Annotated in this window: 26 protein-coding genes and 1 pseudogene; 18 read left to right on the forward strand and 9 right to left on the reverse strand. The window is 67.7% G+C overall.

What is annotated here, in order from left to right; all coding sequences use genetic code 11:
• Window positions 1–400, reverse strand: a 400-nt coding sequence (locus VL973_RS00730; RefSeq protein ID WP_325282122.1) for a cupin domain-containing protein, incomplete at its 3' end; no start/stop codon positions are given.
• A gap of 11 nt (window positions 401–411) precedes the next feature.
• Here VL973_RS00730 and dapE point away from each other — a divergent pair.
• Window positions 412–1548 (forward strand): succinyl-diaminopimelate desuccinylase, encoded by a 1137-nt coding sequence (gene dapE / locus VL973_RS00735; RefSeq protein ID WP_325282123.1) that lies wholly within the window; start codon window positions 412–414, stop codon window positions 1546–1548.
• Here the strand turns inward: dapE and VL973_RS00740 are convergent.
• From VL973_RS00740 to VL973_RS00750, 3 genes are read right to left on the reverse strand one after another with little or no spacing between them, the layout of a single operon-like run.
• Entirely contained in the window at window positions 1526–2077 is a 552-nt protein-coding gene (locus VL973_RS00740) for a Smr/MutS family protein (protein ID WP_414712170.1), read from the reverse strand. The two genes, dapE and VL973_RS00740, sit on opposite strands and share 23 nt — an antisense overlap.
• The gene (gene mltA, locus VL973_RS00745) at window positions 2052–3347 is read right to left on the reverse strand and encodes a murein transglycosylase A (protein ID WP_325282124.1); all 1296 of its coding nucleotides are present in this window, start codon (window positions 3345–3347) and stop codon (window positions 2052–2054) included. Before mltA ends, VL973_RS00740 begins: the two co-directional genes overlap by 26 nt.
• Window positions 3348–3364: 17 nt before the next feature.
• Window positions 3365–3988: a Tim44/TimA family putative adaptor protein gene (locus VL973_RS00750; protein ID WP_414712171.1), complete on the reverse strand. Its 624-nt coding sequence runs from the start codon at window positions 3986–3988 to the stop codon at window positions 3365–3367.
• 190 nt (window positions 3989–4178) lie between these two features.
• On the opposite strand from VL973_RS00750, the gene secB reads away from it, so the two are divergent.
• Genes secB through trpS form a run of 3 tightly spaced genes read left to right on the forward strand, consistent with a single transcriptional unit; the run spans window position 4179 to window position 7303 of the window.
• On the forward strand, window positions 4179–4688 hold the full coding sequence (gene secB, locus VL973_RS00755; RefSeq protein WP_325282126.1) for a protein-export chaperone SecB: 510 nt from the start codon (window positions 4179–4181) through the stop codon (window positions 4686–4688).
• 36 nt (window positions 4689–4724) lie between these two features.
• Window positions 4725–6287, forward strand: a complete 1563-nt coding sequence (gene murJ, locus VL973_RS00760; RefSeq protein ID WP_325282127.1) for a murein biosynthesis integral membrane protein MurJ — start codon at window positions 4725–4727, stop codon at window positions 6285–6287.
• Between the two features lie 8 nt (window positions 6288–6295).
• Entirely contained in the window at window positions 6296–7303 is a 1008-nt protein-coding gene (gene trpS, locus VL973_RS00765) for a tryptophan--tRNA ligase (protein WP_325282128.1), read from the forward strand.
• 7 nt (window positions 7304–7310) lie between these two features.
• Here the strand turns inward: trpS and VL973_RS00770 are convergent, their stop codons facing one another.
• The 4 genes from VL973_RS00770 to mutM all read right to left on the reverse strand — a co-directional run bounded on the left by VL973_RS00770 (window position 7311) and on the right by mutM (window position 10743).
• Window positions 7311–7586, reverse strand: a complete 276-nt coding sequence (locus VL973_RS00770) for a hypothetical protein (RefSeq protein ID WP_325282129.1) — start codon at window positions 7584–7586, stop codon at window positions 7311–7313.
• Window positions 7587–7722: 136 nt separating this feature from the next.
• Window positions 7723–9156: a chromosomal replication initiator protein DnaA gene (gene dnaA, locus VL973_RS00775; protein WP_325282130.1), complete on the reverse strand. Its 1434-nt coding sequence runs from the start codon at window positions 9154–9156 to the stop codon at window positions 7723–7725.
• 419 nt (window positions 9157–9575) lie between these two features.
• The gene (gene rpsT / locus VL973_RS00780; RefSeq protein WP_325282131.1) at window positions 9576–9839 is read right to left on the reverse strand and encodes a 30S ribosomal protein S20; all 264 of its coding nucleotides are present in this window, start codon (window positions 9837–9839) and stop codon (window positions 9576–9578) included.
• A 91-nt stretch (window positions 9840–9930) separates the two neighbouring features.
• Window positions 9931–10743, reverse strand: a complete 813-nt coding sequence (gene mutM / locus VL973_RS00785; protein WP_325282132.1) for a bifunctional DNA-formamidopyrimidine glycosylase/DNA-(apurinic or apyrimidinic site) lyase — start codon at window positions 10741–10743, stop codon at window positions 9931–9933.
• A gap of 89 nt (window positions 10744–10832) precedes the next feature.
• On the opposite strand from mutM, the gene VL973_RS00790 reads away from it, so the two are divergent.
• Genes VL973_RS00790 through VL973_RS00825 form a run of 8 tightly spaced genes read left to right on the forward strand, consistent with a single transcriptional unit; the run spans window position 10833 to window position 17780 of the window.
• On the forward strand, window positions 10833–11564 hold the full coding sequence (locus VL973_RS00790; RefSeq protein ID WP_325282133.1) for a class I SAM-dependent methyltransferase: 732 nt from the start codon (window positions 10833–10835) through the stop codon (window positions 11562–11564).
• Between the two features lie 16 nt (window positions 11565–11580).
• Window positions 11581–13113, forward strand: coding sequence for a 2-polyprenylphenol 6-hydroxylase (ubiB, locus tag VL973_RS00795; protein WP_325282134.1), 1533 nt, complete (start codon window positions 11581–11583; stop codon window positions 13111–13113).
• A gap of 20 nt (window positions 13114–13133) precedes the next feature.
• The gene (locus VL973_RS00800) at window positions 13134–14210 is read left to right on the forward strand and encodes a hypothetical protein (RefSeq protein ID WP_325282135.1); all 1077 of its coding nucleotides are present in this window, start codon (window positions 13134–13136) and stop codon (window positions 14208–14210) included.
• Window positions 14207–15379 carry a bifunctional phosphopantothenoylcysteine decarboxylase/phosphopantothenate--cysteine ligase CoaBC gene (coaBC, locus tag VL973_RS00805; protein ID WP_325282136.1) on the forward strand — a complete coding sequence of 391 codons (1173 nt, stop codon included), beginning with the start codon at window positions 14207–14209 and terminating at the stop codon, window positions 15377–15379. Before VL973_RS00800 ends, coaBC begins: the two co-directional genes overlap by 4 nt.
• The gene (locus VL973_RS00810; protein WP_325282137.1) at window positions 15369–16172 is read left to right on the forward strand and encodes a hypothetical protein; all 804 of its coding nucleotides are present in this window, start codon (window positions 15369–15371) and stop codon (window positions 16170–16172) included. The genes coaBC and VL973_RS00810 overlap by 11 nt, the downstream gene beginning before the upstream one ends.
• A complete protein-coding gene (gene dut, locus VL973_RS00815) occupies window positions 16169–16618 on the forward strand; it encodes a dUTP diphosphatase (protein WP_325282138.1) in 450 nt (149 codons plus the stop codon). The genes VL973_RS00810 and dut overlap by 4 nt, the downstream gene beginning before the upstream one ends.
• Window positions 16615–17037, forward strand: coding sequence for a hypothetical protein (locus tag VL973_RS00820; RefSeq protein WP_325282139.1), 423 nt, complete (start codon window positions 16615–16617; stop codon window positions 17035–17037). The genes dut and VL973_RS00820 overlap by 4 nt, the downstream gene beginning before the upstream one ends.
• Window positions 17025–17780 (forward strand): HesA/MoeB/ThiF family protein, encoded by a 756-nt coding sequence (locus VL973_RS00825; RefSeq protein ID WP_325282140.1) that lies wholly within the window; start codon window positions 17025–17027, stop codon window positions 17778–17780. Before VL973_RS00820 ends, VL973_RS00825 begins: the two co-directional genes overlap by 13 nt.
• On the opposite strand, the gene VL973_RS00830 is transcribed toward VL973_RS00825, so the two are convergent.
• The gene (locus VL973_RS00830; protein ID WP_325282141.1) at window positions 17777–18790 is read right to left on the reverse strand and encodes a M48 family metallopeptidase; all 1014 of its coding nucleotides are present in this window, start codon (window positions 18788–18790) and stop codon (window positions 17777–17779) included. The two genes, VL973_RS00825 and VL973_RS00830, sit on opposite strands and share 4 nt — an antisense overlap.
• A 145-nt stretch (window positions 18791–18935) precedes the next feature.
• Here VL973_RS00830 and VL973_RS00835 point away from each other — a divergent pair, with 145 nt between their 5' ends.
• The 6 genes and pseudogenes from VL973_RS00835 to VL973_RS00860 form a co-directional block, all read left to right on the forward strand.
• Complete coding sequence (locus VL973_RS00835) at window positions 18936–19757, forward strand: metallophosphoesterase family protein (RefSeq protein ID WP_414712173.1); 822 nt, start codon at window positions 18936–18938, stop codon at window positions 19755–19757.
• A gap of 130 nt (window positions 19758–19887) precedes the next feature.
• A complete protein-coding gene (locus VL973_RS00840; protein WP_325282143.1) occupies window positions 19888–20133 on the forward strand; it encodes a hypothetical protein in 246 nt (81 codons plus the stop codon).
• Between the two features lie 91 nt (window positions 20134–20224).
• On the forward strand, window positions 20225–20545 hold the full coding sequence (locus VL973_RS00845; protein WP_325282144.1) for a hypothetical protein: 321 nt from the start codon (window positions 20225–20227) through the stop codon (window positions 20543–20545).
• Between the two features lie 50 nt (window positions 20546–20595).
• Complete coding sequence (locus VL973_RS00850; RefSeq protein ID WP_325282145.1) at window positions 20596–21318, forward strand: hypothetical protein; 723 nt, start codon at window positions 20596–20598, stop codon at window positions 21316–21318.
• A 40-nt stretch (window positions 21319–21358) separates the two neighbouring features.
• Window positions 21359–21733 (forward strand): fluoride efflux transporter CrcB, encoded by a 375-nt coding sequence (gene crcB / locus VL973_RS00855; protein ID WP_325282146.1) that lies wholly within the window; start codon window positions 21359–21361, stop codon window positions 21731–21733.
• A pseudogene (locus VL973_RS00860) lies at window positions 21730–21964 on the forward strand (RluA family pseudouridine synthase); the annotation flags it as partial. The gene crcB and the pseudogene VL973_RS00860, both read left to right, overlap by 4 nt.

Consider the following 21964-nt stretch of genomic DNA (forward strand, 5'->3'; position numbering starts at 1 on the left):
GGTGAAGGTCGATGTCGGGGTAATGGCAATCGCTGCCCGAGGGGCGGCCGACCGCGACAAAGGCGCAATCGGTCTCGCTGCGATTTTGCAGGACATGGCCGTTCGCCACGCCCTTGGGAAAAGCGGCGATGTCGCCGGGGCGCAGGATCGTCTCCCCATCCTCCTCCACCAGCACCGCTTCACCGGCCAGCATGACGACCAGTTCGTCCTCCCCCTCATGCCAGTGGCGCTGGGCGGACCAGGCGCCGGGCCGCAGCACGACATGGCTGGCGCCGAAATCGCTCAGTCCGGCGGCGGGCGCCAGACGCCGGTAAAATCGGTCCTGCACCACGCCGGCATATTCCGGGGGATAGCCGGTGCGGTTGTCCTGCGGGATTGCGTCGAGGTTCAGCTTGGGCAATGCGACCTCCCATGAATGACCCGACCATCCTGCCCCAGCCCGCCGCACTGACCAAGGCCCTGATCGCCGCCGAAAGCGTGACGCCCGCGCGCGGGGCCGTATTTGACGTGCTGGAGGCGATGCTGGTTCCGCTGGGCTTCACCATCGACCGCTTCGTATCGGGCGGCGCGCCCGATGGGCCGGTCGAAAACATGCTGGCGGTGCGTGGGACGGGCGGGCCGCATTTCGCCTTTGCCGGGCATGTCGATGTCGTGCCCGCAGGGACCGGCTGGACGGCCGGGCCGTTCGATCCGGTGGTGCGCGGCGACATGCTGTATGGGCGCGGCGCGGTGGACATGAAGGGGGCGATCGGCGCGTTCGTCGCCGCCGCCGCGACAATCCAGCCACGCGGCACGCTGAGCCTGGTCATCACTGGCGACGAGGAAGGCCCCGCGATCCACGGCACCCGCGCGCTGATCGAACGGATGGCGGCGCGCGACCTGAAGCCCGATTTGTGCCTGGTGGGGGAACCGACATCGGTCAACCGGCTGGGCGACATGATAAAGATCGGCCGGCGCGGATCAGTCAATATCTGGATCGACGTGGCCGGCCGGCAGGGCCATGTCGCCTATCCCCATCTGGCGGACAACCCCATCCCCCGGCTGATCGCCGCGCTGTCGGAAATCGGCGGCGTCGTGCTGGACGACGGCACCGACTGGTTCCAGCCGTCGAATATCGAAGTCACCGACCTGCACGTCGGCAACGGCGCGACCAACATCATTCCGGCGATGGCGTCCGCGCGGCTCAGCATCCGCTTCAACGACCGGCATCGCGGGGCGGATCTGGGCGAGCGGATCGCCGCCATCGTCCACCGCCACGCGCCCGAGGCGACCGTGCGGCCGGTGGTATCGGGGGAAGCCTTTCTGACCGAACCCGGTCCCTTTTCATCGATGATCGGCGATGCGATCGAGGCGGCCACGGGCCTGCGTCCCGAATTGTCGACCAGCGGCGGAACGTCCGACGCGCGGTTCCTGTCGCGGCTGTGCCCGGTGGTCGAGTTCGGCCTGCTGAACGCGACGATGCACAAGGGCGACGAAGCAGTTGCGATCGCCGATCTGGTCGCACTGGCCGAAATCTACCGTGACATCATCCGCCGCGCGCTCGCCTGAACACGATATACAGCGCGCCCGTGCCGCCATGGCGCGGATGCGCTTGCCGGATCGCGGCGATGCGATCGGCGTGGCGGGATGCTGCGATCCAGTCGGCCACCGCGGCGCGAATGGCGCCGCGCGCATAGGGTCGCTCCGCCTCCGGCCGGGGCGGCTTGCCCGTGACAAGCAGCAGCACCCGGTCGCCGCGCGCGATGGCACGGCTCAATCCCGCATCGAGCATCGCATGGGCACTGGTCAGCGTATGGCCGTGCAGGTCGAGGCTGGTCTCCGGCGCGACCAGCCCGCGCGACAGCCGCCTTTCCCAGCCGCCGTCCAGATCGACGCCGATCGGGCGCAGCGCGGGTTTGGGAACGGGCTTGGCGCGCACCGGCTGAAGCGCGGCTTTTGCAACCGTGGCGACGGCGGGCGGTGGCACGACGGGTGCGGGCGGCAACGCGGGGCGGCTGCGTCCCGGCAGCGGCTGCACCGTCGCGACCACCCGCGCCCACAGCGCGGCTTCTTCAGGGCCGAGCCGGCGTCCGGCCACTGGCAGCCAGCCGCGACAAGGTGCCGCGCGGGACGAGGATGAAGGCCGTGCCGCGCGCGCTCATGCCCCCGGCGATGGCGCGGGCTTCGGCGCCTGCGCCCCAGAAGGTGTCGAATCGGTTGGCGCCCTTGATGGCGCCGCCGGTATCCTGCGCGATCCAGATGCCATTGGCGTCGGCACGGTCCATCGACAGGAACACCGGCGCGCCCAGCGGCACGAAGCGCGGATCGGCGGCGATGCTCGTGCGGCCCGTCACCGGCAGCCCCATCGCGCCGAGCGGTCCCGGCCCGGTCAGTTCACGGAAGAACACGACGCTCTTGTTCTCGCGCATGATCGCCCGCCCCTCTTCAGGATGGGCGCGCAGCCATGCCATGATCCCCTGCATCGATGCCTGTCCCGGCGCCAGCAGCCCCCGGTCGCGCATCAGCGCGCCGATGCCGGTATAGGGGCGGCCATTCTGCCCCGCATAACCGATCCGCATCACGCCGCCATCGGGCAGGCGCAGGCGGCCCGAACCCTGCACTTGCAGGAAGAACAGCTCGACCGGGTCCGCCGCCCAGGCGATTTCCAGTCCCCGTCCGGCCAGCGCGCCATTTTCAATCGCGGTGCGGTCGGGATAAGGGAGGAAACGGCCATTTTCGATCCGCCCGCGAATCTTGCGGCCTGCCAGGTCGGTGGCGAATGGGGTCAGGTCGACCTCGACCAGATCGCCGGGCACGCCGTAAACGGGCGTATCGTAGCCTGCGCGCCGCGTGCGGCTGCCCGCGATTTCCGGCTCGTAATAACCGGTTGCGAACGCCTTTCCATCGGCGATCTGGATGGTTTCAAACTGCTTGCGAAAGAAGCGGGTCGCGTCACTCGCGCGCACAGCGGCGCCGCAGACGGGCACCCAGTCGGCGCCACGCGTCAGCCCGGTCGCGTCGGTGCGCCGCTGAAGCGAGGGGCAACTGGTGCGAAACGCCGCCAGTGCACGCTGTGCAACGGCGGGTTCGATCGGGAGTGTCGCCATTGCGGGACCCGGCACCCATCCGGCGGACAACGCACTCACCGCATCCGCCGCGGCGACGGCGGCGGGAACGGCGGCGATCGGTGTCGCCGGTCGCCCGACCTTCACGGCGGGCGCGGGCAACGAAGCGGCGGGTCGCGGTGATGAAGGCTGCGGCGGCGGTGCGCCGCGCTGAACGCTGGCGGGCACAATCGCGTTCGAACACGCACTCGCCAGCATCGCCAGCGCCAATCCGCCGCAATGGCGCCCCCATGTCGCGCGCATCAGACGCCCTGCCCTGCTTATGCTTCGTCGGTTTCGGCGAGCTTCCAGTTCGGGTCGTCGCTCCGCAGCCGCCGGGCAAAGGTCCATACATCATGCGTCTCGACCGCGTCGCTCAGCGAGCCGGCGATGACATTGCCATCGGCATCGCGCGTGACCGCAGCGATATCGGCATCGAACCGGACCGCTATCCGCGCCAGTGACCCTTCGACCCCGGCATCCACGATCGTCGCACGCTCAATCGCGACCAGCCGGTTCTCCAGCGTCTGACCCGCTGCCTCACGTTCATCGATCGCGCGTTCGAACGCGGCCCTCACATCGTCCTCGGCCAGCCAGTTGAGCGTTTCGCGATCGCCCTTCCAGAACGCCTCCAGGATCATCCGATAGGCCCCCTTGGCGCCGTCGACGAACTGCGCGACGTCAAAGCTTGAATCGGCGGCGATGACGGCCCGCACACCCGCTTCGGCCTTGTCATCGATCGCGCGCATCTGCGGCTCACGCGCCTCGGCGGGCATGTCGATCGTGCGCGCTTGAGGGCGCGCGGCCACTGCCGCATCCTCCGCCGCGCGCGGCATCGGTTGGTGATGCCCGGTGCGCTTGCCGAGCACCGAGTAAAGCCGCAGGGCCAGAAAGGCCGCGATCATCGCAAGAACTATGACGTAGAGCACCGGACCTCCGCTGGTTCACGCACAAACATAGGCGCACCGCGTCATTCTTTCAAATGCCGTCGCAACGATGCGGGCCGATCGTTGAACTGGCGCGCCACCGCTGCTAGTCGCGGGGGTTCATTGGGCAGCGCCTGCCCCTGCCCCATCCGATTTTGACGAGGACGACATGGACGCCAACGAACAGCCCTTCGACATGGACGCCGCAGCCAATGGCGAGGATAATGGCCCCGCCGCCAACGTGCTGTCGCAATATGTGAAGGACCTGTCGTTCGAAAACCCGAACGCACCCGCCATCTATCAGTCGCAGGGCGCGCCCAAGCTGGACGTGCAGTTCAACATCGGCGCGGCACAGGTCGGCGACGATGTGCATGAAGTCGTGCTGAAAGTCGAAGCGCGCGGCGAGATTGACGGGCGCGTCATGTATCTGTGCGAACTCAGCTATGCCGGGCTGTTCGGCCTTCGCAACATTCCCGCCGAGCATCTCCAGCCCTTCCTGCTGGGCGAAGCGCCGCGCATCCTGTTCCCGTTCGCGCGCCGGGTGCTGGCCGACGCGGTTCGCGACGGTGGTTTCCCGCCGCTGCTGCTGGAGCCGATCGATTTCAACGCGCTGTATTTCGCGCAGACCGCGGCGGCTGCCGAACAGGGTCAGATCAGCGGCGATATCGGTCACGCCTGACCCGCATCGCAGGCAGGCGCGCGGGCGCATGACACCATGAACCTTGTCCGCGCGCTGGGGTCGGTCGGCGGCCTGACGTTGGTCAGCCGCGTTCTGGCGCTGGGCCGCGATACGTTGCAGGCGACGTTCGTCGGCGCGGGCTTTGCGTCGGACGCCTTCCTCGTCGCATTCCGCCTGCCCAACATGTTCCGCGCCTTCTTCGCCGAAGGCGCGTTCAACGCCGCCTTTACCCCGCTGTTCAACAAAAAGGTCGGTGCCGATCAGGATTACCCGGCCGCGTTCGATTTTGCCGAACGCGCGCTGGCAGTGCTGTTCCCGATCCTGGTCGTGTTCACCGCCGCGATGCTGATCGCGGCCGAACCGGTGACGCTGGCGCTGTCGGGCGGATTCGACGATCCGACACCGGCGCAGTTCGCCTTTGCCGTCACGCTGTCGCGGATCACCATCCCTTATCTGGCGCTGATGTCGCTGGTGTCGCTGCTGGGCGGCATATTGACCTCGCTGGAGCGGTTCTGGGTCAATGCGGCGGCACCGGTGCTGCTGAACGTCGCGATGATCGTGGCGCTGGTCTTTTTTCACGGCGACAATCCCTATGAAACGGCACGCGCGCAGGCCGTGGCGGTGACGGCGGGCGGCGTGCTGCAACTGGGCTGGCTGGTCATCGCTTGCCGTGGCGCGGGGGTGAGATTGCGTCTCAGGATGCCGCGCATCGACAATGACCTGCGTGAACTGGGGCGGCTGGTGCTGCCCGCCGCACTTGGCGCAGGCGCGACGCAGATCAACCTGCTGGTGTCGACCGCGCTGGCGGGCGGGCTGCTCGATGCCGGATCGATCAGCTATATCTATTACGCCGACCGGCTGAACCAGTTGCCACTCGGCATGATCGGCATCGGCCTGGGCACCATCCTGCTCCCCACCCTGTCGCGGCTGCTGGCGGCAAGGGATGATGCCGCCGCAATGGCGACGCAGAATCGCGGTATCGAACTGGCGCTGTTTCTGACGCTGCCCGCGACGGTCGCGTTTCTGGTCGTGGCGGAGCCGATCGTGCGCGGCCTGTTCCAGCACGGCGCCTTTACGACGGTGGACGCCGCGCGCTGCGCCATGGCGCTGGCGGCGTTTTCGATCGGGCTGCCCGCCTATGTCCTCATCAAGGTGCTGGCCCCGGCCTTTTACGCGCGCGGCGACACCAGAACGCCCGCGCGCTTCGCGATGTTGGCGGTGGCGGTCAACCTGATCGCCAACCTGATTCTGATTCCCACCATCGCCCATGTCGGCCCGCCGCTGGCGACCGCGCTGGCGGCGTGGGTCAATATCGGCTTGCTGGCCGCCACGCTGATGAATCGCGGGCATTTCGTCATCGACGCCCGGCTGCGGCGGCGACTGCCCCGGCTGGCGCTGGCGGCGGTGGCGATGGGCGCGGCGTTGTGGGCACTGGTGCCGCTGCTCGATCCCTGGCTGACGGACACGGCGGCCATCCGCGCGGCGGCGCTGGTCGCGCTGGTGGCGGGCGGCGGGCTGGTCTATGCGCTCGCCTGTCTGCTGACCGGCGCCTATGGCCCGGCGGACCTCAAGGCGCTCCGGCGCGGCAAAGCGAATTAAGGACCGACATGCGTATCGTCTCCGGCATCCAGACCACCGGCAACCTGCATTTGGGCAATTATCTGGGCGCGATCCGCAACTGGGTTGCGATGCAGGATGCGATGGCGCCCGGCGACGACTGCCTGTTCTTCCTGGCCGATCTGCACGCGTTGACCGTGCATCAGGAACCGTCGTCGCTGGCCAGCGCGACAATCGAGATGGCGGCGACGCTGATGGCGGCGGGCATCGACACCGACCGGTCGATCCTGTTCAACCAGGCACGCGTGCCGGCCCATTCCGAGCTGTGCTGGCTGCTGGGTGGCACTGCGCGCATGGGCTGGTTGAACCGCATGACGCAGTGGAAGGACAAGGCGGGCAAGAACCGCGAGGGCGCCAGCGTCGGCCTGTTCACCTATCCCGTGCTCCAAGCCGCCGATGTGCTCGCCTACCGCGCGACGCATGTGCCGGTGGGGGAGGACCAGAAACAGCATCTGGAGCTGGCGCGCGACATCGCGACCAAGTTCAACCTCGACTTCGGCGTCGACCTGTTCCCGCTGCCCGAACCGATCATCCCCGCCGAAGCGCCGCGCATCATGTCGCTGCGGGACGGCACGGCCAAGATGTCGAAGTCCGACCCCAGCGACATGAGCCGCATCAACCTGATCGACGATGACGGCGCCATTGCGGGCAAGGTCCGCAAGGCAAAGACCGATCCCGAACCGCTGCCCGACACGATGGACGCGCTGGCCGACCGGGCGGAGGCGCGCAATCTGGTGACGATCTATGCCGCGCTCGACGGGCGCGCGCCCGTCGACGTGCTCGGCGAATTTGCGGGGCAAGGCTTCGGCGCGTTCAAGCCGCGCCTGGCCGACCTGGCGGTGTCGAAGCTGGGGCCGATTCGCGACCGTCTGACCCGCCTGCTCGACGACCGGGCCGAAGTCGCCGCTCAGCTTCGCAAGGGCGCGACAAAGGCGCAGTCGCTGGCCGCCCCCACGCTGCGCGCTGCTCAGGACGCGCTGGGATTGCAGGTCGATTGAACCGGGTTCAGCGGCCGCCGGCGTAGCCTGGCGTCTGGCGATCAAGTTGACGAATATATGCCGTCCGCGCCTGCCGACTGTCCATGGCGTTCAAACGCGCCGTCGCATCGGGATGTGCGGCAAGAATTGCCTTCATCCGCGCCAGACGCTGTTCATTTTGTTGCTTGGGATCGCCACCGGAATACGCGAAGGCATTCGGAAAAACACCATCCGGACCGATCGGTGCGTTTGATGTCGTGACAATGCCCGCGCCGATCGACTGCGCGTAACCCGGCTGGGCCATGGCAGCACTACTTACGGTCAGACCGACGACCAGAGACAGCTTTCGCATTGAACGCTCCCGCATGTCAGCCGCTCAAGCGGCACACTTGGAAAGTCTGCGGCCCCATTGCTGACTGCACGATGAACCGCGAAACCGCCTACCCTTCCAGCTGCCGGATCAGGTTGCGGACGGCGGTGTCGATCTCGCGGTCCTTGCCGCGCAGATCCTCGATCCGGCGCACGGCGTGGATGACGGTCGAATGGTCCCGCCCGCCGAACTTGCGACCGATTTCGGGCAGGCTGCGCGTGGTCAGCCGCTTGGCGAGATACATCGCGATCTGGCGCGGACGGGCGATCGCCTGCGCGCGACGTTCGGAAATCAGCTCGAGCTGCTTCAGCTCGAAATGCGACGACACCGCCTTCTGGATCTCGTCGATGGTGATGCGCTTCTGCGGCCCTTTCAGCACTTCGCCCAGCGTTTGCAGGGCGAAGTCCATTGTCACGTCCTGCCCGATCAGCTGGGCATAGGCGACCAGCCGGTTCAGCGCGCCTTCCAGTTCGCGGATGTTCGACGTGATCCGCATCGCCAGCAATTCGAGCACCTCGTCGGGCACCGCGATCTGCGGCATATCGCCCAGCTTGGCGGTAAGGATCGCGCGGCGCAGTGCATATTCGGGCGGGCGGATGTCGGCGATCAGGCCCGATGACAGGCGGCCGACCAGCTTCGATTCCACCCCGTCGAGCATATGCGGGCTGCGGTCGGCGCAGATCACCAGCCGCTTGCCCATCGTCATCAGCTCATTGACGGTGTGAAAGCATTCTTCCTGCGTGGCGTCCTTGCCCGCGATGAACTGAAGATCGTCGATGATGAACAGGTCAACGCCGCGCAGCCGCGCCTTGAACGCATAGGTGTCGCGCTCGCGCATCGCCTTGACGAACTCGAACATGAAGCGTTCGGCCGACATGTAAAGCGCACTGGCGTGCGGGTGCGCCGCCTGAAACGCATTGCCGATGGCGTGCGCCAGATGCGTCTTGCCCTGGCCGGTTGCGCCGTGGAGGTAGAGCGGGCTGAACCGCACCGGTCCCTCGGCCGCCAGCATCCGCGCGGCGTTGAACGCCACCTGGTTCGACGGATCGGACACAAACCGGTCAAAGGTCAGCCGGGGGTCGAACGCAAATCGCGCGCCTGCGTCCGCTGGCCGCGCCGCGGGCATGGCCAGCGGGCGGTCGGCGCTCAGCACGCGCGGCGCGACCGCCGGCTCGATCGCGGCAATGGCAGGCGCTTCGTCATTGGCGCCGGCGCGCTGGATCGAGCGGGTCGAGGTTTCAACGACGACCGACCGGATGCCGGGCAGCGCCTGATTGAACTCCAGCCGCAGCCGGTCGCCGAAATGGCTCTTCACATAATTGGTCATGAACGGCGACGGCAGGCCGATGCGGACGGTTTCCGAATCGGAACCCTCCACCAGCACGGCGGGCTTCAGCCACTGGTCGAACACCTTGGCGCCCGATTGGGTGCGAAGATTGCGCCGCACCTGTGCCCAGGCATCGGCGATCGACGGTGTGGATCGAAGCGGTTCATTACCCAACACGCGCACAAATCTCCCTCGCCCCGCAAAGCACGTCTTTGCGGTTCTGCATGAACCCAGCCTCGAATACCCCCGCCGGCCATGCGAATGGCCGAGCGCCCCGCGCGCTTCGAGCGAAGCGCCGTGCGATCAGCGTCGCTGCGGGACGCTTGTTTTGGAAGCCTCGGCGAGCGGGATCAAGGCCAGCCGGTCAACAAAATGAAATATAAAACGCTTGACGCGCATGGCTGCGGCGTTGCCCGCATTCCTGGCATAGACCTTTGTTATCGCTTGGTTTTTCCAGACATAACTCGTGGGAATGGCCCGCGACTCGCGGAGTTGCCGTCGGTGCAACGCAACACCCGCAATTCATGTCCTCAGCGCGCAAAAAAGGCCCCGTCGGCGCACGCCGACAGGGCCTTTTTCAACCTTTTGATAAAGGCTTAGGCCAGCGCCGAGAGGCGCTTGGTCAGGCGCGAGAACTTGCGCGCCGCGGTGTTCTTGTGAACCACGCCCTTGGCAACGCCACGCGCCAGTTCGGGCTGGACTTCGGCCATCGCGGCGGTTGCCGCGGCCTTGTCACCCGACGCGAGCGCCAGCTCCGCCTTCTTCACGAACGTCCGGATGCGGCTGACCCGCGCGCCGTTGACTTCCGCGCGACGCTCGTTGCGCCGGATACGCTTCTTCGCCTGTGGCGTGTTCGCCATGCCGTCCTCGAAACCTGTGATGTTGGAGAGCGCCGCTCGCAGCGCTCGGGAAAGCGCGCCCCTTAACGGGGAAGCGGCCAGCGGTCAACTGTCACCGCTGGCATTTCGGGCACCAGAAGGTCGATCGACCACCCTCCGCCCGGCGATGAATCGGCGCGCCGCACAGGCATGATGCGCCCTCGCGCCCATAAACGCGCCATTGCTTCGAGAAATAGCCCAGTTCGCCATCGGGCCGCGCATAATCGCGCAAGCTCGATCCGCCAGCCTCGATCGCGGCGAGCAACACCGCGCGAATCGCATCGACCAGCGGACCCAGCCGCGCCGCCGCGATTCGCCCGCCTGCACGCGACGGCGCAATGCCCGCCATGTGCAGCGCTTCGCAGACATAGATATTGCCGAGGCCCGCGACCACGCGCTGGTCGAGCAGCAGCGCTTTCACCGGCGCCGCGCGGCTCGCGAATCGGCCCGCCAGATATTCGGCGTTGAATTCCGCGCCCAGCGGCTCCGGTCCCAGCGCGGCGAACGGCCCCCAACCAGCCAACGCATCGGTCGCAACCAGATCGACGGAGCCGAATCGCCGCGGGTCATTAAGCGCCAGCCGCCGCCCGGCATCGGTTTCAATGAGCAGGTGGTCGTGCGCCCATGGCTCGGCCGGATCGACGCGCCAGCGCCCGGACATGCCGAGGTGAAAGATCATCGTGTCGCCGCGATCGGTGTGGATCAGCCCGTATTTGGCGCGCCTGCCCAGCCCGGTCACGCGCGCGCCGGTCATCCGCTGGCCCAGATCGACGGGCAGCGGGCGGCGCAGATCGGGGCGGTTGGCGACGATGCGGGCAATGGTGCGCCCCTCCAGCACGGGCGCAAGCCCGCGCACGGTCGTCTCGACTTCGGGAAGTTCGGGCATACGGTATTTGGCGCTAGTGCCAGCGGGTTGGACCCGCAAGGGGGCGCGAAACGCTTGGCAGCGCGCGCTGGACACGCCATGGGGTGCCCATGACCGACACCGTATCCTTCGGCTATGAAGACATCGCGCCCGGTGAAAAGACCGCGCGCGTCGGCGAAGTCTTCAAAAGCGTCGCCAGCCGCTACGACCTGATGAACGACGCCATGTCGGCGGGGCTGCACCGGGTGTGGAAGGACGTGTTCGTGCGCCGGGTCAAACCGCGCGCGGGCGAACATATCCTCGACATGGCAGGGGGCACCGGCGACATCGCGTTTCGCATGGCCCCGTCGGGCGCGGCGATCACGGTCGCCGACATAAATCCGGCCATGCTGGAAGTCGGCATGGAACGCGCGGCCAAGCGCGGCATCGACGGCCTGGTCTGGACCGAGGCGAATGCCGAGACGCTGCAATTTCCCGACCGGTTCTTTGACGCCTATACGATCGCGTTCGGCATCCGGAACGTCACCGACATTCCCGCCGCGCTGCGGGAGGCGCATCGCACGCTGAAACGCGGCGGGCGGTTCTTCTGCCTTGAGTTCTCGACCACCTTGTGGCCCGGCTTTGCAGAGGTTTACGATGCCTATTCGCACCGGCTGGTGCCCCGGCTGGGCAAGGCGCTGGCGGGCGACGAGGACAGCTATCGCTATCTGATCGAATCGATCCGCCGCTTTCCCGACATGGCCAGGTTCGAAGCAATGATCGGCGAAGCCGGCTTTGTGCAGACGCGCGTGGAGCCGATGCTGGGCGGACTGGTCGCGATCCACAGCGGATGGAAGATTTGATCGGCGTGGCTTTCGCGTGACCGCTACCGCCATCCATCTGTGGCGCCTGCTGAAATGGGGGCGCACGCTGGCCCGCCACGGCGCGCTGACGGAAATCGAGCGCAGCCCGAACACCCCGATCGCCGTGCGCCGTGTGGCGCGGCTGGCACGGTTCGGGGCGCGCGTGCCCGAACGCCCGGCCTATGCCGATGCGTTTCAGGCGATCGGCCCCGCCGCGATCAAGCTGGGCCAGACGCTGGCGACGCGCCCCGATCTGGTCGGCGACGAAGCCGCGCTCGACCTGCTGCGCTTGCAGGACGCTTTGCCTCCCGTCCCATTCGAGGATGTGCGTGCGGTGATGCAGGCCAGCTTCGGCAAGCCGCTGGATACGCTGTTCGCCGAAATCGAACCGGTGCCGATCGGCGCCGCATCGATCGCGCAGGTCCACCGCGCGACGACGACCGACGGTCGCCGCGTCGCGATCAAGGTCATCCGCCCTGGTGTCGAGGCCGAGTTCACGCGCGCCATCGACACCTATGAATGGGCCGCCGCCCAGGTCGAGCAGATGGGGGGAGAGGCCGCCCGGCTGCGCCCGCGCCTGACCATCGACACGTTCAAGCGCTGGACGCTGCGTGAACTCGACCTGCGGCGCGAGGCCGCATCGGCGTCCGAACTGGCGCAGGGCATGACCGCCGAGCCGGATTTCGTCGTCCCCGCCATCGACTGGCAGCGCACGACCGGCAAGGTGCTGACGCTGGAATGGATCGACGGCATCAAGCTGTCGAACCGCGAGGCGCTGATCGCGGCGGGGCATGACCTGCCCGCGCTGGCGGCCAAGCTGGTGCGCGCGTTCCTGCGTCAGGCGATCGCCGACGGGTTCTTCCATGCCGACATGCATCAGGGCAATCTGTTCGCGCTGCCCGGTGGACGAATCGCGGCGATCGATTTCGGCATCATGGGCCGCATCGACCGGCGCGCACGGGTGTGGCTGGCGGAGATTCTCTACGGTCTCATCACCGGCAATTATCGCCGCGTGGCCGAGATCCATTTCGAAGCGGGCTATGTCCCCGCGCACCACAATGTCGCCGAGTTCGCGACCGCCCTTCGCGCGGTGGGCGAACCGGTGCGCGGCATGGCGACCAAGGACATGTCGGTCGGCATGATGCTGGACAGCCTGTTCAACATCACCCGCGATTTCGACATGCAGACGCAGCCGCACCTGCTGCTGCTGCAAAAGACGATGGTGATGGTGGAGGGGGTGGCGACCAGCCTCGACCCCGATGTCAACCTGTGGGACGTGGGCGCGCCGTTCATCGGCGAATGGCTGCGAACCGAACTGGGGCCTGAGGCGGCGGTCGCCGACCGGTTGATCGAGGACCTTCAGACCTTTGCCCGCCTGCCCCAGTTGATCCGCAACATCGAGCGCCATTATCCCAATCCCGGCGGCGCCCCCCCGGCCCCGCCGCTGCGCGAGATCGAGGTGATCCGCGTCGGCGGCGGCTGGCGCTATGCGGCGATGGCGCTGCTGGGCGCGGGAGTCGGCGTGGCGGGCGCGCTCATCCTGACGTGAGGGCAAGGCCGCCCTTGTGGTTGCAGCGGCCCAGCCGGTTCGCCGCGCTGTCGCGCACCCGCGCACGCTGGACGATCGCGTTGCTCGGCCTGCTGGTCCTGATGGCGTGGCAGGCCTTGCTGACCGGCGACCGGGCCGACGGCGTGCTGGGCAGCACCGGGGATGCGGCGCTCTATGGCGGAATCATCGCCGCGATGCGCGGGGGTGGTGGCTATTACGAGGTCGCTGCCGATCAGTTGCGCGTGCTCGATTATCCCGTCCGCCCGTTCCTCGCCTTTCGCCTGCCGACATTGGCGGTGGTGCAGGCCGCCCTGCCGCCGATGCTGGTGCCGGTGTTGATGCTGGCCATCGCGCTGGCCGCGGGTTTCGCCTGGCTGGCGCGGCTGACGCACGGGGCGCTGGCCCGGCCCACGCCGCTGGTCGCGGCGGCGACCCTGCTGGCGGCGGGGCTGGTCGCGTTCGTGCAATGGCCGCTCTGGCCTTTTCATATATTCTGGGCGGCGCCGCTGGTCACGCTGTCGCTGGCGCTGCGTCGGCCGGGGCTGTGGCTGAGCGCGGTTGCGATCGGCCTTTGCGCGGCACTGATCCGGGAGACGGCGGCGCTGTATCTGGTCGTCATGGCGGCGGTCGCATGGGCCGAGGGCGATCGCCGGGAAGCCGGCGGGTGGCTGGCAGCGCTGGGCCTGTTCGCGCTGGTGCTTGGCGTTCACGCATGGGGGGCATCGCACGTCGCCGGTCCGCTCGACGCGCAGTCGCCGGGCTGGCTCGGCCTGAACGGCCCCGGCCTGTTCGCGCGCTTCGTGGTCGAGGGCAGTGCGCTGGCAGTGGTGCCGATGGCGATCGCCGCGCCGCTGGTGGCGCTGGGCGCATTCGGCTGGGCGGGCTGGTCGGACCCGGCGGGCAAGCGCGTTGCCGCGACCATCGGCGCGTGCGCCGTCGCCACGATGTTCAGTTCATCGCCCGATGCGTCCGACTGGGCGATGATGGCAGTGCCGCTCTGCCTGGTCGGCCTCGTGTTCATGCCCGATGCCGTGCGTGACCTGTTCGCCGCCGCCATGGACACGCGACGCGTGCGGGTGCAGAGGATCTCGCGATGAAGCAGGTGCTGCTGATCGTCGGCGGGGGCATCGCCGCCTACAAGGCTTGCGAGCTGATCCGGCTGTTACGGCGGGCGGGGATCGGCGTGCGCTGTGTCCTGACCGATGGCGGGGCGCAGTTCGTGACACCGATGACGCTGGCCGCACTCAGCGAGGCGCCCGTCCACACCAGCCTGTGGGACCTGAAGGACGAAGCCGAAATGGGCCACATCCAGCTCAGCCGTCAGGCCGATCTGGTCGTCGTCGCCCCTGCCACCGCCGACCTGCTGGCGCGCATGGCGGCGGGCATCGCCGACGATCTGGCGACCACGCTGCTGCTGGCCACCGACAAGCCAGTGCTGGCTGCCCCCGCGATGAATGTCCGCATGTGGCGGCACCCCGCCACCCGTCGCAATGTCGAGCGTCTGCGCGGCGACGGCGTCACCGTGATGGAGCCGGACGAAGGCGCGATGGCGTGCGGCGAATATGGTCCCGGCCGCCTGCCCGAACCCGAAGCCATTGTCGCCGCGATCCGCCAGAAGCTCGAACCCGACCGGCGGCTGGCGGGGCGCCACATCCTCATCACCGCCGGTCCCACGCATGAGCCGATCGACCCCGTTCGCTACATCGCCAACCGGTCGTCGGGCCGACAGGGCTTCGAAATCGCCGCCGCCTGCGCCGCGATGGGTGCGCGCGTCACGCTGGTCAGCGGTCCCGTGGCATTGCCGACTCCGCCGGGCGTCGAGCGTATTGATGTGGAAACCGCGCGTGAAATGGCACAGGCGGTCGATGACGCATTGCCCGCCGATGTCGCGATCATGGTCGCCGCCGTCGCCGACTGGCGGGTTGAGGGCACTGCCGACCAGAAACTGAAAAAGGGCAGCATGACACCCAGCCTGTCGCTGGTGCCCAATCCCGACATTCTGGCGACGCTGGGGCAGTCGCCTGCCCGCCCCCGCCTGCTGATCGGCTTCGCGGCCGAGACCGAGCGCGTCGTCGAACATGCCGCCGCCAAGCGCGCCGCCAAGCGCGCCGACTGGATCATCGCCAACGACGTATCGGGCGACGTGATGGGGGGGGATGCCAATGCCGTCCACCTTGTCACCGCCCAGGGCGTCGAAACCTGGCCGCGCGCGCCCAAATCGGCGGTCGCGCGCCAAATCGCCGAAAGGATCGCCGATGCGCTTTAACCTGTTGCTGGGCGTCGGCGCCTTGTGCCTGTTGTCGGCATGTGCCTCGACGCCGATGGCCAGCCTGCCGCGGCCGCCGCTCGCGGTCGAAACCTTCACCGCCGAACGTCCGGCGCGGGTCCGCAACCTGATGATTATCGTCCATGACGATGTCAAAGGCGGCGGACCGGTCGACTATGCCGATTTTGCGCGCCGCGCCGCCGCCGCCGCGCCCGACAGCGCGGCGGTCGTCGTCATGCGGCCGGGCTATGCCGACCTGGACGGTCCTGTCAGTCCCGGCGAGCGGGCAAGGGGCATCGGCGACGGCTATGGCTCGGCCGAAGTCGAGTTGCTGGGTCAGTCGGTTCAGGCGCTCAGGGCACGCTATCGCAACGCCCGTGCGATCCTGGTCGGCCATGGCGGCGGGGCGGCGCTGGCGGCCAATCTGGCGGCGCGCCGGCCGGGGCTGGTCGATGCGATGCTGCTGGTCGGTTGTCCGTGTGCCCTGCCCGAATGGCGGCAATATATGGCGCGCCGCGACCGCGCCTTTGCCGCGTCGGTCGACAGCCTCGATCCGCTCCAGACCGTCGGCGGGATCGCCACGACCGCGCGGGTCGGCATCGTATCCGGCAATGACAAGGCCCGCGTCCCCGCCCGGATCGCGCGGCTTTATGCCGAAGCGCTGGCGCTGCGGGGCATCGCCGTCGAATATCGTCAAGTCTCCGGCGATATGCCGTTACTGGAAAGCGACGATGTAATTCAGTTACTTGCGCGGCTGACAGAAAATGCGGCAAGGAACGAATCGCGCACATGAACACGCCCATGATCCAGATCGCGCTCAGACGCCTGCCGCATGGCGACGGCTTGCCCCTGCCGGGCTATGCCAGTGCCGGTGCGGCAGGGATGGACGTGGTGGCGGCTGAGGATGTGACGCTTGCGCCCGGCGCGCGCCACGCCGTCGCCACCGGCTTCGCCATCGCCATCCCGGCGGGTTATGAAGTGCAGGTGCGGCCGCGTTCGGGGCTGGCGTTGAAACACGGCATCACCTGTCTCAACACGCCCGGCACGATCGACAGTGATTATCGCGGCGAGGTGAAGGTCATTCTCGTCAATCTGGGCGCCGAGTCGTTCGAGGTAAAGCGCGGTGAGCGCATTGCCCAGCTGGTGCCGGCCACCGTGCAACCCGCCCGCTTTCTTGAAGTCGAGACGCTCGAAGACACGCTGCGTGGCAGCGGCGGGTTCGGGTCGACCGGGCGGTGAGCCTGTTGATTCCCCTGATCGCGGCGGCGACCGCGCAACAGGTCATCCCCCCGCCAATGCCGCTGCCTTCGCGGCCGGGACGGGTCATCGCCTGGGACACGCTGCCGCCTGTCCCCTATCGCGCGGCGCCAGCGGTTCAGCCGGAAATGAGCGTATTCGTCGCCAGTGAAGTCGCGGCGGGCCGCTGCCGCCACAACGGCGCGACGGCCGCGCGCGGGACGATCACCGTCGATGTCGCGATGCTGGTGACGCCCGACATGGGGCCGCGCCTGACCGTGCCGCGCGCCATCGACTGTCCCACCGTTGAGCAATATGCTGCCGGACTCGTGCTGAGCTTCACGCGCAACAATCTGCCCGAACGCGCAACGCTGGTGCCACAATGGTATCGGGCGACATTGCACTTTCAATGGCCGAACTGACCGACGCGCAGCTCGACCGATATGCGCGCCATATCGTGCTGCGCGAACTGGGCGGCGGCGGACAGGCACGGTTGCTGGCCGCGCGCGTCGTCATCATCGGCGCGGGGGGCATCGGTTCGCCTGCGATCCAGTATCTGGCGGCGGCCGGGGTCGGCCATCTGACGATCATCGACGACGACCGGGTCGATCGCTCGAACCTGCAACGCCAGACGCTGTTTTCCGATGCTGATCTGGGTGTGGAAAAGGCGAGCCGCGCGGCCGACGCGGCGATGCGCCTGAACGCCGATGTCGCCGCGCGCGGCGTGGTCGCACGGATCGACGGCGGCAACGCCGCTACCCTGCTTGCCGGTGCCGATGTGGTGCTGGACGGTTGCGACAATTTCACGACGCGGCTGGCGGTGGCCGATGCCGCACTGGCCGCGCGCATCCCGCTGGTATCGGCGGCGGTCACGCAGTTCGAGGGGCAGCTTGCGACCTATCGCGGATGGGAACCGGCCCTGCCCTGCTATCGCTGCGTCGTCGGCGCCGATCCCGACCGGCCGGGCACCAGTTGTTCGGAAGTCGGCGTGCTGGGAGCAATGGCGGGCGTGATCGGCAGCATGGCCGCGCTGGAGGTCATTCGCAGCATCGCGCCCTTTGGCGACGACCTGGCCGGACGACTGGTGATCGCCGACGCGCTGGCAATGCGGTTCCGCACGCTGACCGTTCGGAAGGACCCCGGCTGCCCCGCCTGCGGGCGTTAATCCGCCTCGATCAGCAACGACTGCCAGTCGCCGTCCAGCGGCTGGTCGCGGGTCGCGATCAGCGCAGGCATCTCGCCCGCCGCCAGCGCCGCTGCCGCACGCGGCGCCTCCGCCGTCATCGTCGCCACGCGGTCGCGCCAGGCGGGATGCGTCCGCAACCGCAGGCCACTGGCATAGCGCGGCCCGAACCCCTGCCAGAACCGCGCACCCAGCCCGGGATCATAACCCGCCCGCGCCAGCAGGTGAACGGCGAGGATATCGGCCTCTACCTCGGTCTGGCGGAACAGGCCGACATTGCGACCGAACCCCGCGAACAGGCCGCGGCTGACTCCCGCTTCGTCCAGGCGGCGGCGATGATCGAGGACATTGTGCGCCAGCTCGTGCGCCAGCAGCACCGCGACGCCATTATCATCCAGTTCGCCCAGCAGGCGCGAGCTGATCTGCACCAGCACGCCATCGGCGCTCACATCGACATCATCGGCCGCCCGCTGTTCAAACCGGGCGCGGCACGCGGGATGCGGCGTGACCTCGCGCGACAATGACGTGTTCGCGCGCCGGAACTCGATCGTCAGCGGCGCGGCATCGGGCAGGCTGGCGACGAAACGGTCGAACGCGGCCAGGCGCGCGGTCTCGGCGGTGTCTTCCCTGCTTCGCTCCAGCGTCTCGATGCGGCGTCCGGCGATGCTGATGATCGAATCGTCGGCGGCCAGTCCGGCCCGCTCGGCCGCGCCGTTCGGCACGGTGCCGGCAATGCCCAGATCGGTCGAAAAGCTGAAATGCGCGATTGCAGCCGCCTTGGCATCGCCCAGATACTGGTCCGGCCCATGCAGCGCGATGCCAAGCGCCGGTTGCCGCCGGTGGCACAGCGCCACATTGGCGGTCGCCAGCCCTTCGCCGATCCGTTGCAGGCGGACATCGGCGGCGCGCAGCGCCTCGAACGTCGCGGTATATTCATCCTCTGGCGGCGCGGCGCCGACCGACGCCAGCAGCGCCGCCAGCCCGCCCAGCATTTTGCCGCACTTGCGAAATACGCTTCGGGATACCATAGATGCAGATTGGCTCATGACCCATCCCCTATCGGAGGCGGGTCTTTTGGTGAAGGGGTCGGTCGAACCGCCCGCGCGGATCGGCCGTCAGGACAGCGACGTTGGCGCCATGTTGAAGCGTATTATGAAAGCGATGCAGCCCCGCGACGCCGCACCGGCGGCGGCGGTGCCGGCCGGCGAGCGCGTTTATGCGATCGGCGACATCCATGGCCGCCTCGACCAGCTCGAGGCGCTGCTGGCGATGATCGACGCCGACGACGCCGCGCGTGAACCCGCGCGCACGCATCTGGTCCTGCTGGGCGATCTGGTCGATCGCGGCCCCGACTCGGCGGGCGTTATCGACCTTGCCATGCAATTGGCGGCGACGCGGCCGGATGTGCGCTTTCTTGCCGGCAATCACGAGGAACTGCTCCTGACCGCGATCGAGGGACAGCCGCGCGCGATGAAGGTGCTGTGCCAGGTGGGCGGGCGGGAGACTCTGCTGTCCTATGGCATGTCGCGCCGTGCCTATGACGATGCGACGTTCGACGATCTGATCGAAATGGCGCGCGCCGTGGTGCCGCCCGAACATATCGCGTTCCTGTCGGCGTTCGAAAATGCGATCGAGATTGGCGACTATCTGTTCGTCCATGCCGGGGTCAGGCCCGGCGTCGAACTGAACGAGCAGGTGCCCGCCGACCTGCGCTGGATTCGCCGCGAGTTTCTGGACCATCGCGGTTCGTTCGGCCGGATGGTGGTGCACGGCCATACCATCACGCCCGACGTTGAATTGCGTCCGAACCGGATCGGCATCGATACCGGCGCTTATGCATCAGGCAAACTCACCGCCATCGCATTGGAAAGCACCGACCGCTGGTTCCTCCAAACCCCCCCGGACGAAACGGCAGGCCGCGATGCCCCTGCGACGAATGCCCTTGAACGGGTTGGATAGGCTGGCGCTCGCACTTGCGGCAAAGATTACTCTGCGTTATCGAGGCAATTCACTATGTCCCCAGCCAACTATTCACGGCTGCCGGCACATAAGTGACCGACGTGATTACGTTGACAAGGGAGTGTTTTATATGCGTCTGGCCAAGATCCTTACGACTGCCGCCATGGTTTCGATGACTGCCGCTCCGGCGATTGCTGCTGACTCGGCTTCGAAACTGTCGGTTGCCAAGACCGTTCGCGCTTCGACCGTTTCGGAAGAAGGCAACAAGGCGGTGGGCACCGGTGCTATCGTTGGTGTCGTCGCTGCTGCGGCGATCATCGGCGGCATCATCATTGCCACTGACGGTGATGACGACGACGATTCGGACAGCAACTGAACGTCGGACCCGTCAGGGTAAACGAAGGGAGCGGTAGCCAATGGCTGCCGCTCTTTTTGCGTCCACTGGCCGAACACCGAAGGCCGATGCCATGTCCCGCCCCATGATCCTGATCCTGTCGGACGACGACCCGGCGCGTGCCAATACCGCGACCCAGATCGTATCGGCACATGCCGCACTGGGTGCGCCGACCCGGCTGCATCTGGATGGAACTGCGGTGCGCGTGCTGGCATCGTCCGTATTCCGCGACGGCATCGTCGCGGCGCAGGCACTGGGCGCTCGAATTTCGGCCTGTCCGACCGGGCTGGCCGAGCACGGGATCGATCCCGATGCCGTCAATGGCAGTGAATCCATCGGTCTGGTCGCACTGTTTGCTGAAATGGACGATCACGCGCGACTGGTCGTGCTTTGACCAACGCAATCTTAACCGGACCGCGATAGGTCCGCGCAACCATGCGATCATTGCCGATCCTGCTGAGCCTGATGCCCCTGCTGAGCGCTTGCGGCGGCAATGATGCCCCACGCAGCGAACTGGAACGGATCGGTGAAGAACTGACCGCCGCCCAATCGTCGGGCACGGTCGATCCCGTGATCCTGGCTGCGATCAACGATCCGATCATGGTCGACCCGCAACTGGCGGCGTCGGCCAATCCCGATGCGGTGCGCCCGCCCAGCGAACCATATGCCGCCGCCGTGCCGCATGTCGGGATCGCGCGCGGGTCTTTCCTGAATTCAACCGACATGTCCGGGACAGCCCCCGCAGCGCGCCCGCTGTCCGACCCGGCGGCGCGTCAGGCAATCACGCTTGCCGCGCTGGCGCGCACCCTTGGCGGGCCGCGCGCCAACGCCTGTGCAGACCGACTGTCCTATTCGGCCGACTGGGCCAATCGACTGCCCGCTGGCGTGCCGTTGCATCCCGATGCCCGCGTCGTGGAGGCCGGCGGCGTCGAGGGTGGCGGATGCGCGCTGCGCGTCGCGAGCGTTCATGTCGCACGACCCACGGGCACGTTGGTCGGCTGGTATTTCGGCCGCGCGCGGCAGGCGGGCTATTCCGCCGACCATCTGATCGACGGCGCAACGCACATGCTGGCGGGCAAGCGCGGCGACGATGGCGCGGCGTTCGTTCTGTTCCTGACCGACCGGGGTGACGGCGGCACCGATATCGAACTCGTGTCGGCGCGTTGAGAGCCGTTCCCAATCCGCCCCCGTTAAGCTAGGGCGGGCCATGGCATATATTCTGGTAATGCTGGGCGGCGCGATCGGCGCTGGCGCTCGATTCACCGTCGGGCGGATGGCATTGGCGACGATGGGGCCGAACTGGCCATGGGGAACACTGGCCGTCAACCTGATCGGCGGGCTGGCGATGGGATTGCTTGCCGGTTCGCTCGCCCGCACGGGTGCCGGCGGCGAACATGCGCGATTGTTGATCGGCGTGGGCGTGTTGGGTGGATTCACGACCTTTTCGGCGTTCACACTGGAACTGGTCAATATGATCGAGCGTGGCGACTGGCTGATCGGCTTGGGCTATACGCTGGCATCGGTGATCGGCGCGGCGGTGGCGCTGTTCGGCGGGCTGGCGCTGGTGCGGGCGCTGCCATGAACGACAAACCCGAAGCACAGGTGCGCCAGTTCGTTGTTGAGGCCGATGACGACGGCATTCGGCTGGACCGCTGGTTCAAGCGGCACGTCCCCGACGCCAGTTTCAACATCGTGTCGCGCTGGGCGCGCACCGGGCAGCTTCGCGTCGACGGCGCGCGCGCCGATCCGAGCGACCGGGTCGCCACCGGGCAGGCCATTCGCGTTCCCCCCGCCGACAGTGCCCCCGCCCCCG

The organism is Sphingomonas sp. (assembly GCF_035490575.1).
In the GTDB taxonomy this organism is placed as follows: domain Bacteria; phylum Pseudomonadota; class Alphaproteobacteria; order Sphingomonadales; family Sphingomonadaceae; genus Sphingomonas.

Excerpts from the sequence above, each read along its gene's own strand:
- dapE (WP_325282123.1), top strand. The coding sequence starts at position 412 with ATGAATGACCCGACCATCCTGCCCCAGCCCGCCGCACTGACCAAGGCC.
- mltA (WP_325282124.1), bottom strand. The coding sequence starts at position 3,347 with ATGCGCGCGACATGGGGGCGCCATTGCGGCGGATTGGCGCTGGCGATG.
- VL973_RS00750 (WP_414712171.1), bottom strand. The coding sequence starts at position 3,988 with ATGATCGCGGCCTTTCTGGCCCTGCGGCTTTACTCGGTGCTCGGCAAG.
- secB (WP_325282126.1), top strand. The coding sequence starts at position 4,179 with ATGGACGCCAACGAACAGCCCTTCGACATGGACGCCGCAGCCAATGGC.
- murJ (WP_325282127.1), top strand. The coding sequence starts at position 4,725 with ATGAACCTTGTCCGCGCGCTGGGGTCGGTCGGCGGCCTGACGTTGGTC.
- trpS (WP_325282128.1), top strand. The coding sequence starts at position 6,296 with ATGCGTATCGTCTCCGGCATCCAGACCACCGGCAACCTGCATTTGGGC.
- VL973_RS00770 (WP_325282129.1), bottom strand. The coding sequence starts at position 7,586 with ATGGCCCAGCCGGGTTACGCGCAGTCGATCGGCGCGGGCATTGTCACG.
- rpsT (WP_325282131.1), bottom strand. The coding sequence starts at position 9,839 with ATGGCGAACACGCCACAGGCGAAGAAGCGTATCCGGCGCAACGAGCGT.
- mutM (WP_325282132.1), bottom strand. The coding sequence starts at position 10,743 with ATGCCCGAACTTCCCGAAGTCGAGACGACCGTGCGCGGGCTTGCGCCC.
- VL973_RS00790 (WP_325282133.1), top strand. The coding sequence starts at position 10,833 with ATGACCGACACCGTATCCTTCGGCTATGAAGACATCGCGCCCGGTGAA.
- coaBC (WP_325282136.1), top strand. The coding sequence starts at position 14,207 with ATGAAGCAGGTGCTGCTGATCGTCGGCGGGGGCATCGCCGCCTACAAG.
- VL973_RS00810 (WP_325282137.1), top strand. The coding sequence starts at position 15,369 with ATGCGCTTTAACCTGTTGCTGGGCGTCGGCGCCTTGTGCCTGTTGTCG.
- dut (WP_325282138.1), top strand. The coding sequence starts at position 16,169 with ATGAACACGCCCATGATCCAGATCGCGCTCAGACGCCTGCCGCATGGC.
- VL973_RS00825 (WP_325282140.1), top strand. The coding sequence starts at position 17,025 with ATGGCCGAACTGACCGACGCGCAGCTCGACCGATATGCGCGCCATATC.
- VL973_RS00830 (WP_325282141.1), bottom strand. The coding sequence starts at position 18,790 with ATGCTGGGCGGGCTGGCGGCGCTGCTGGCGTCGGTCGGCGCCGCGCCG.
- VL973_RS00835 (WP_414712173.1), top strand. The coding sequence starts at position 18,936 with ATGTTGAAGCGTATTATGAAAGCGATGCAGCCCCGCGACGCCGCACCG.
- VL973_RS00840 (WP_325282143.1), top strand. The coding sequence starts at position 19,888 with ATGCGTCTGGCCAAGATCCTTACGACTGCCGCCATGGTTTCGATGACT.
- VL973_RS00845 (WP_325282144.1), top strand. The coding sequence starts at position 20,225 with ATGTCCCGCCCCATGATCCTGATCCTGTCGGACGACGACCCGGCGCGT.
- crcB (WP_325282146.1), top strand. The coding sequence starts at position 21,359 with ATGGCATATATTCTGGTAATGCTGGGCGGCGCGATCGGCGCTGGCGCT.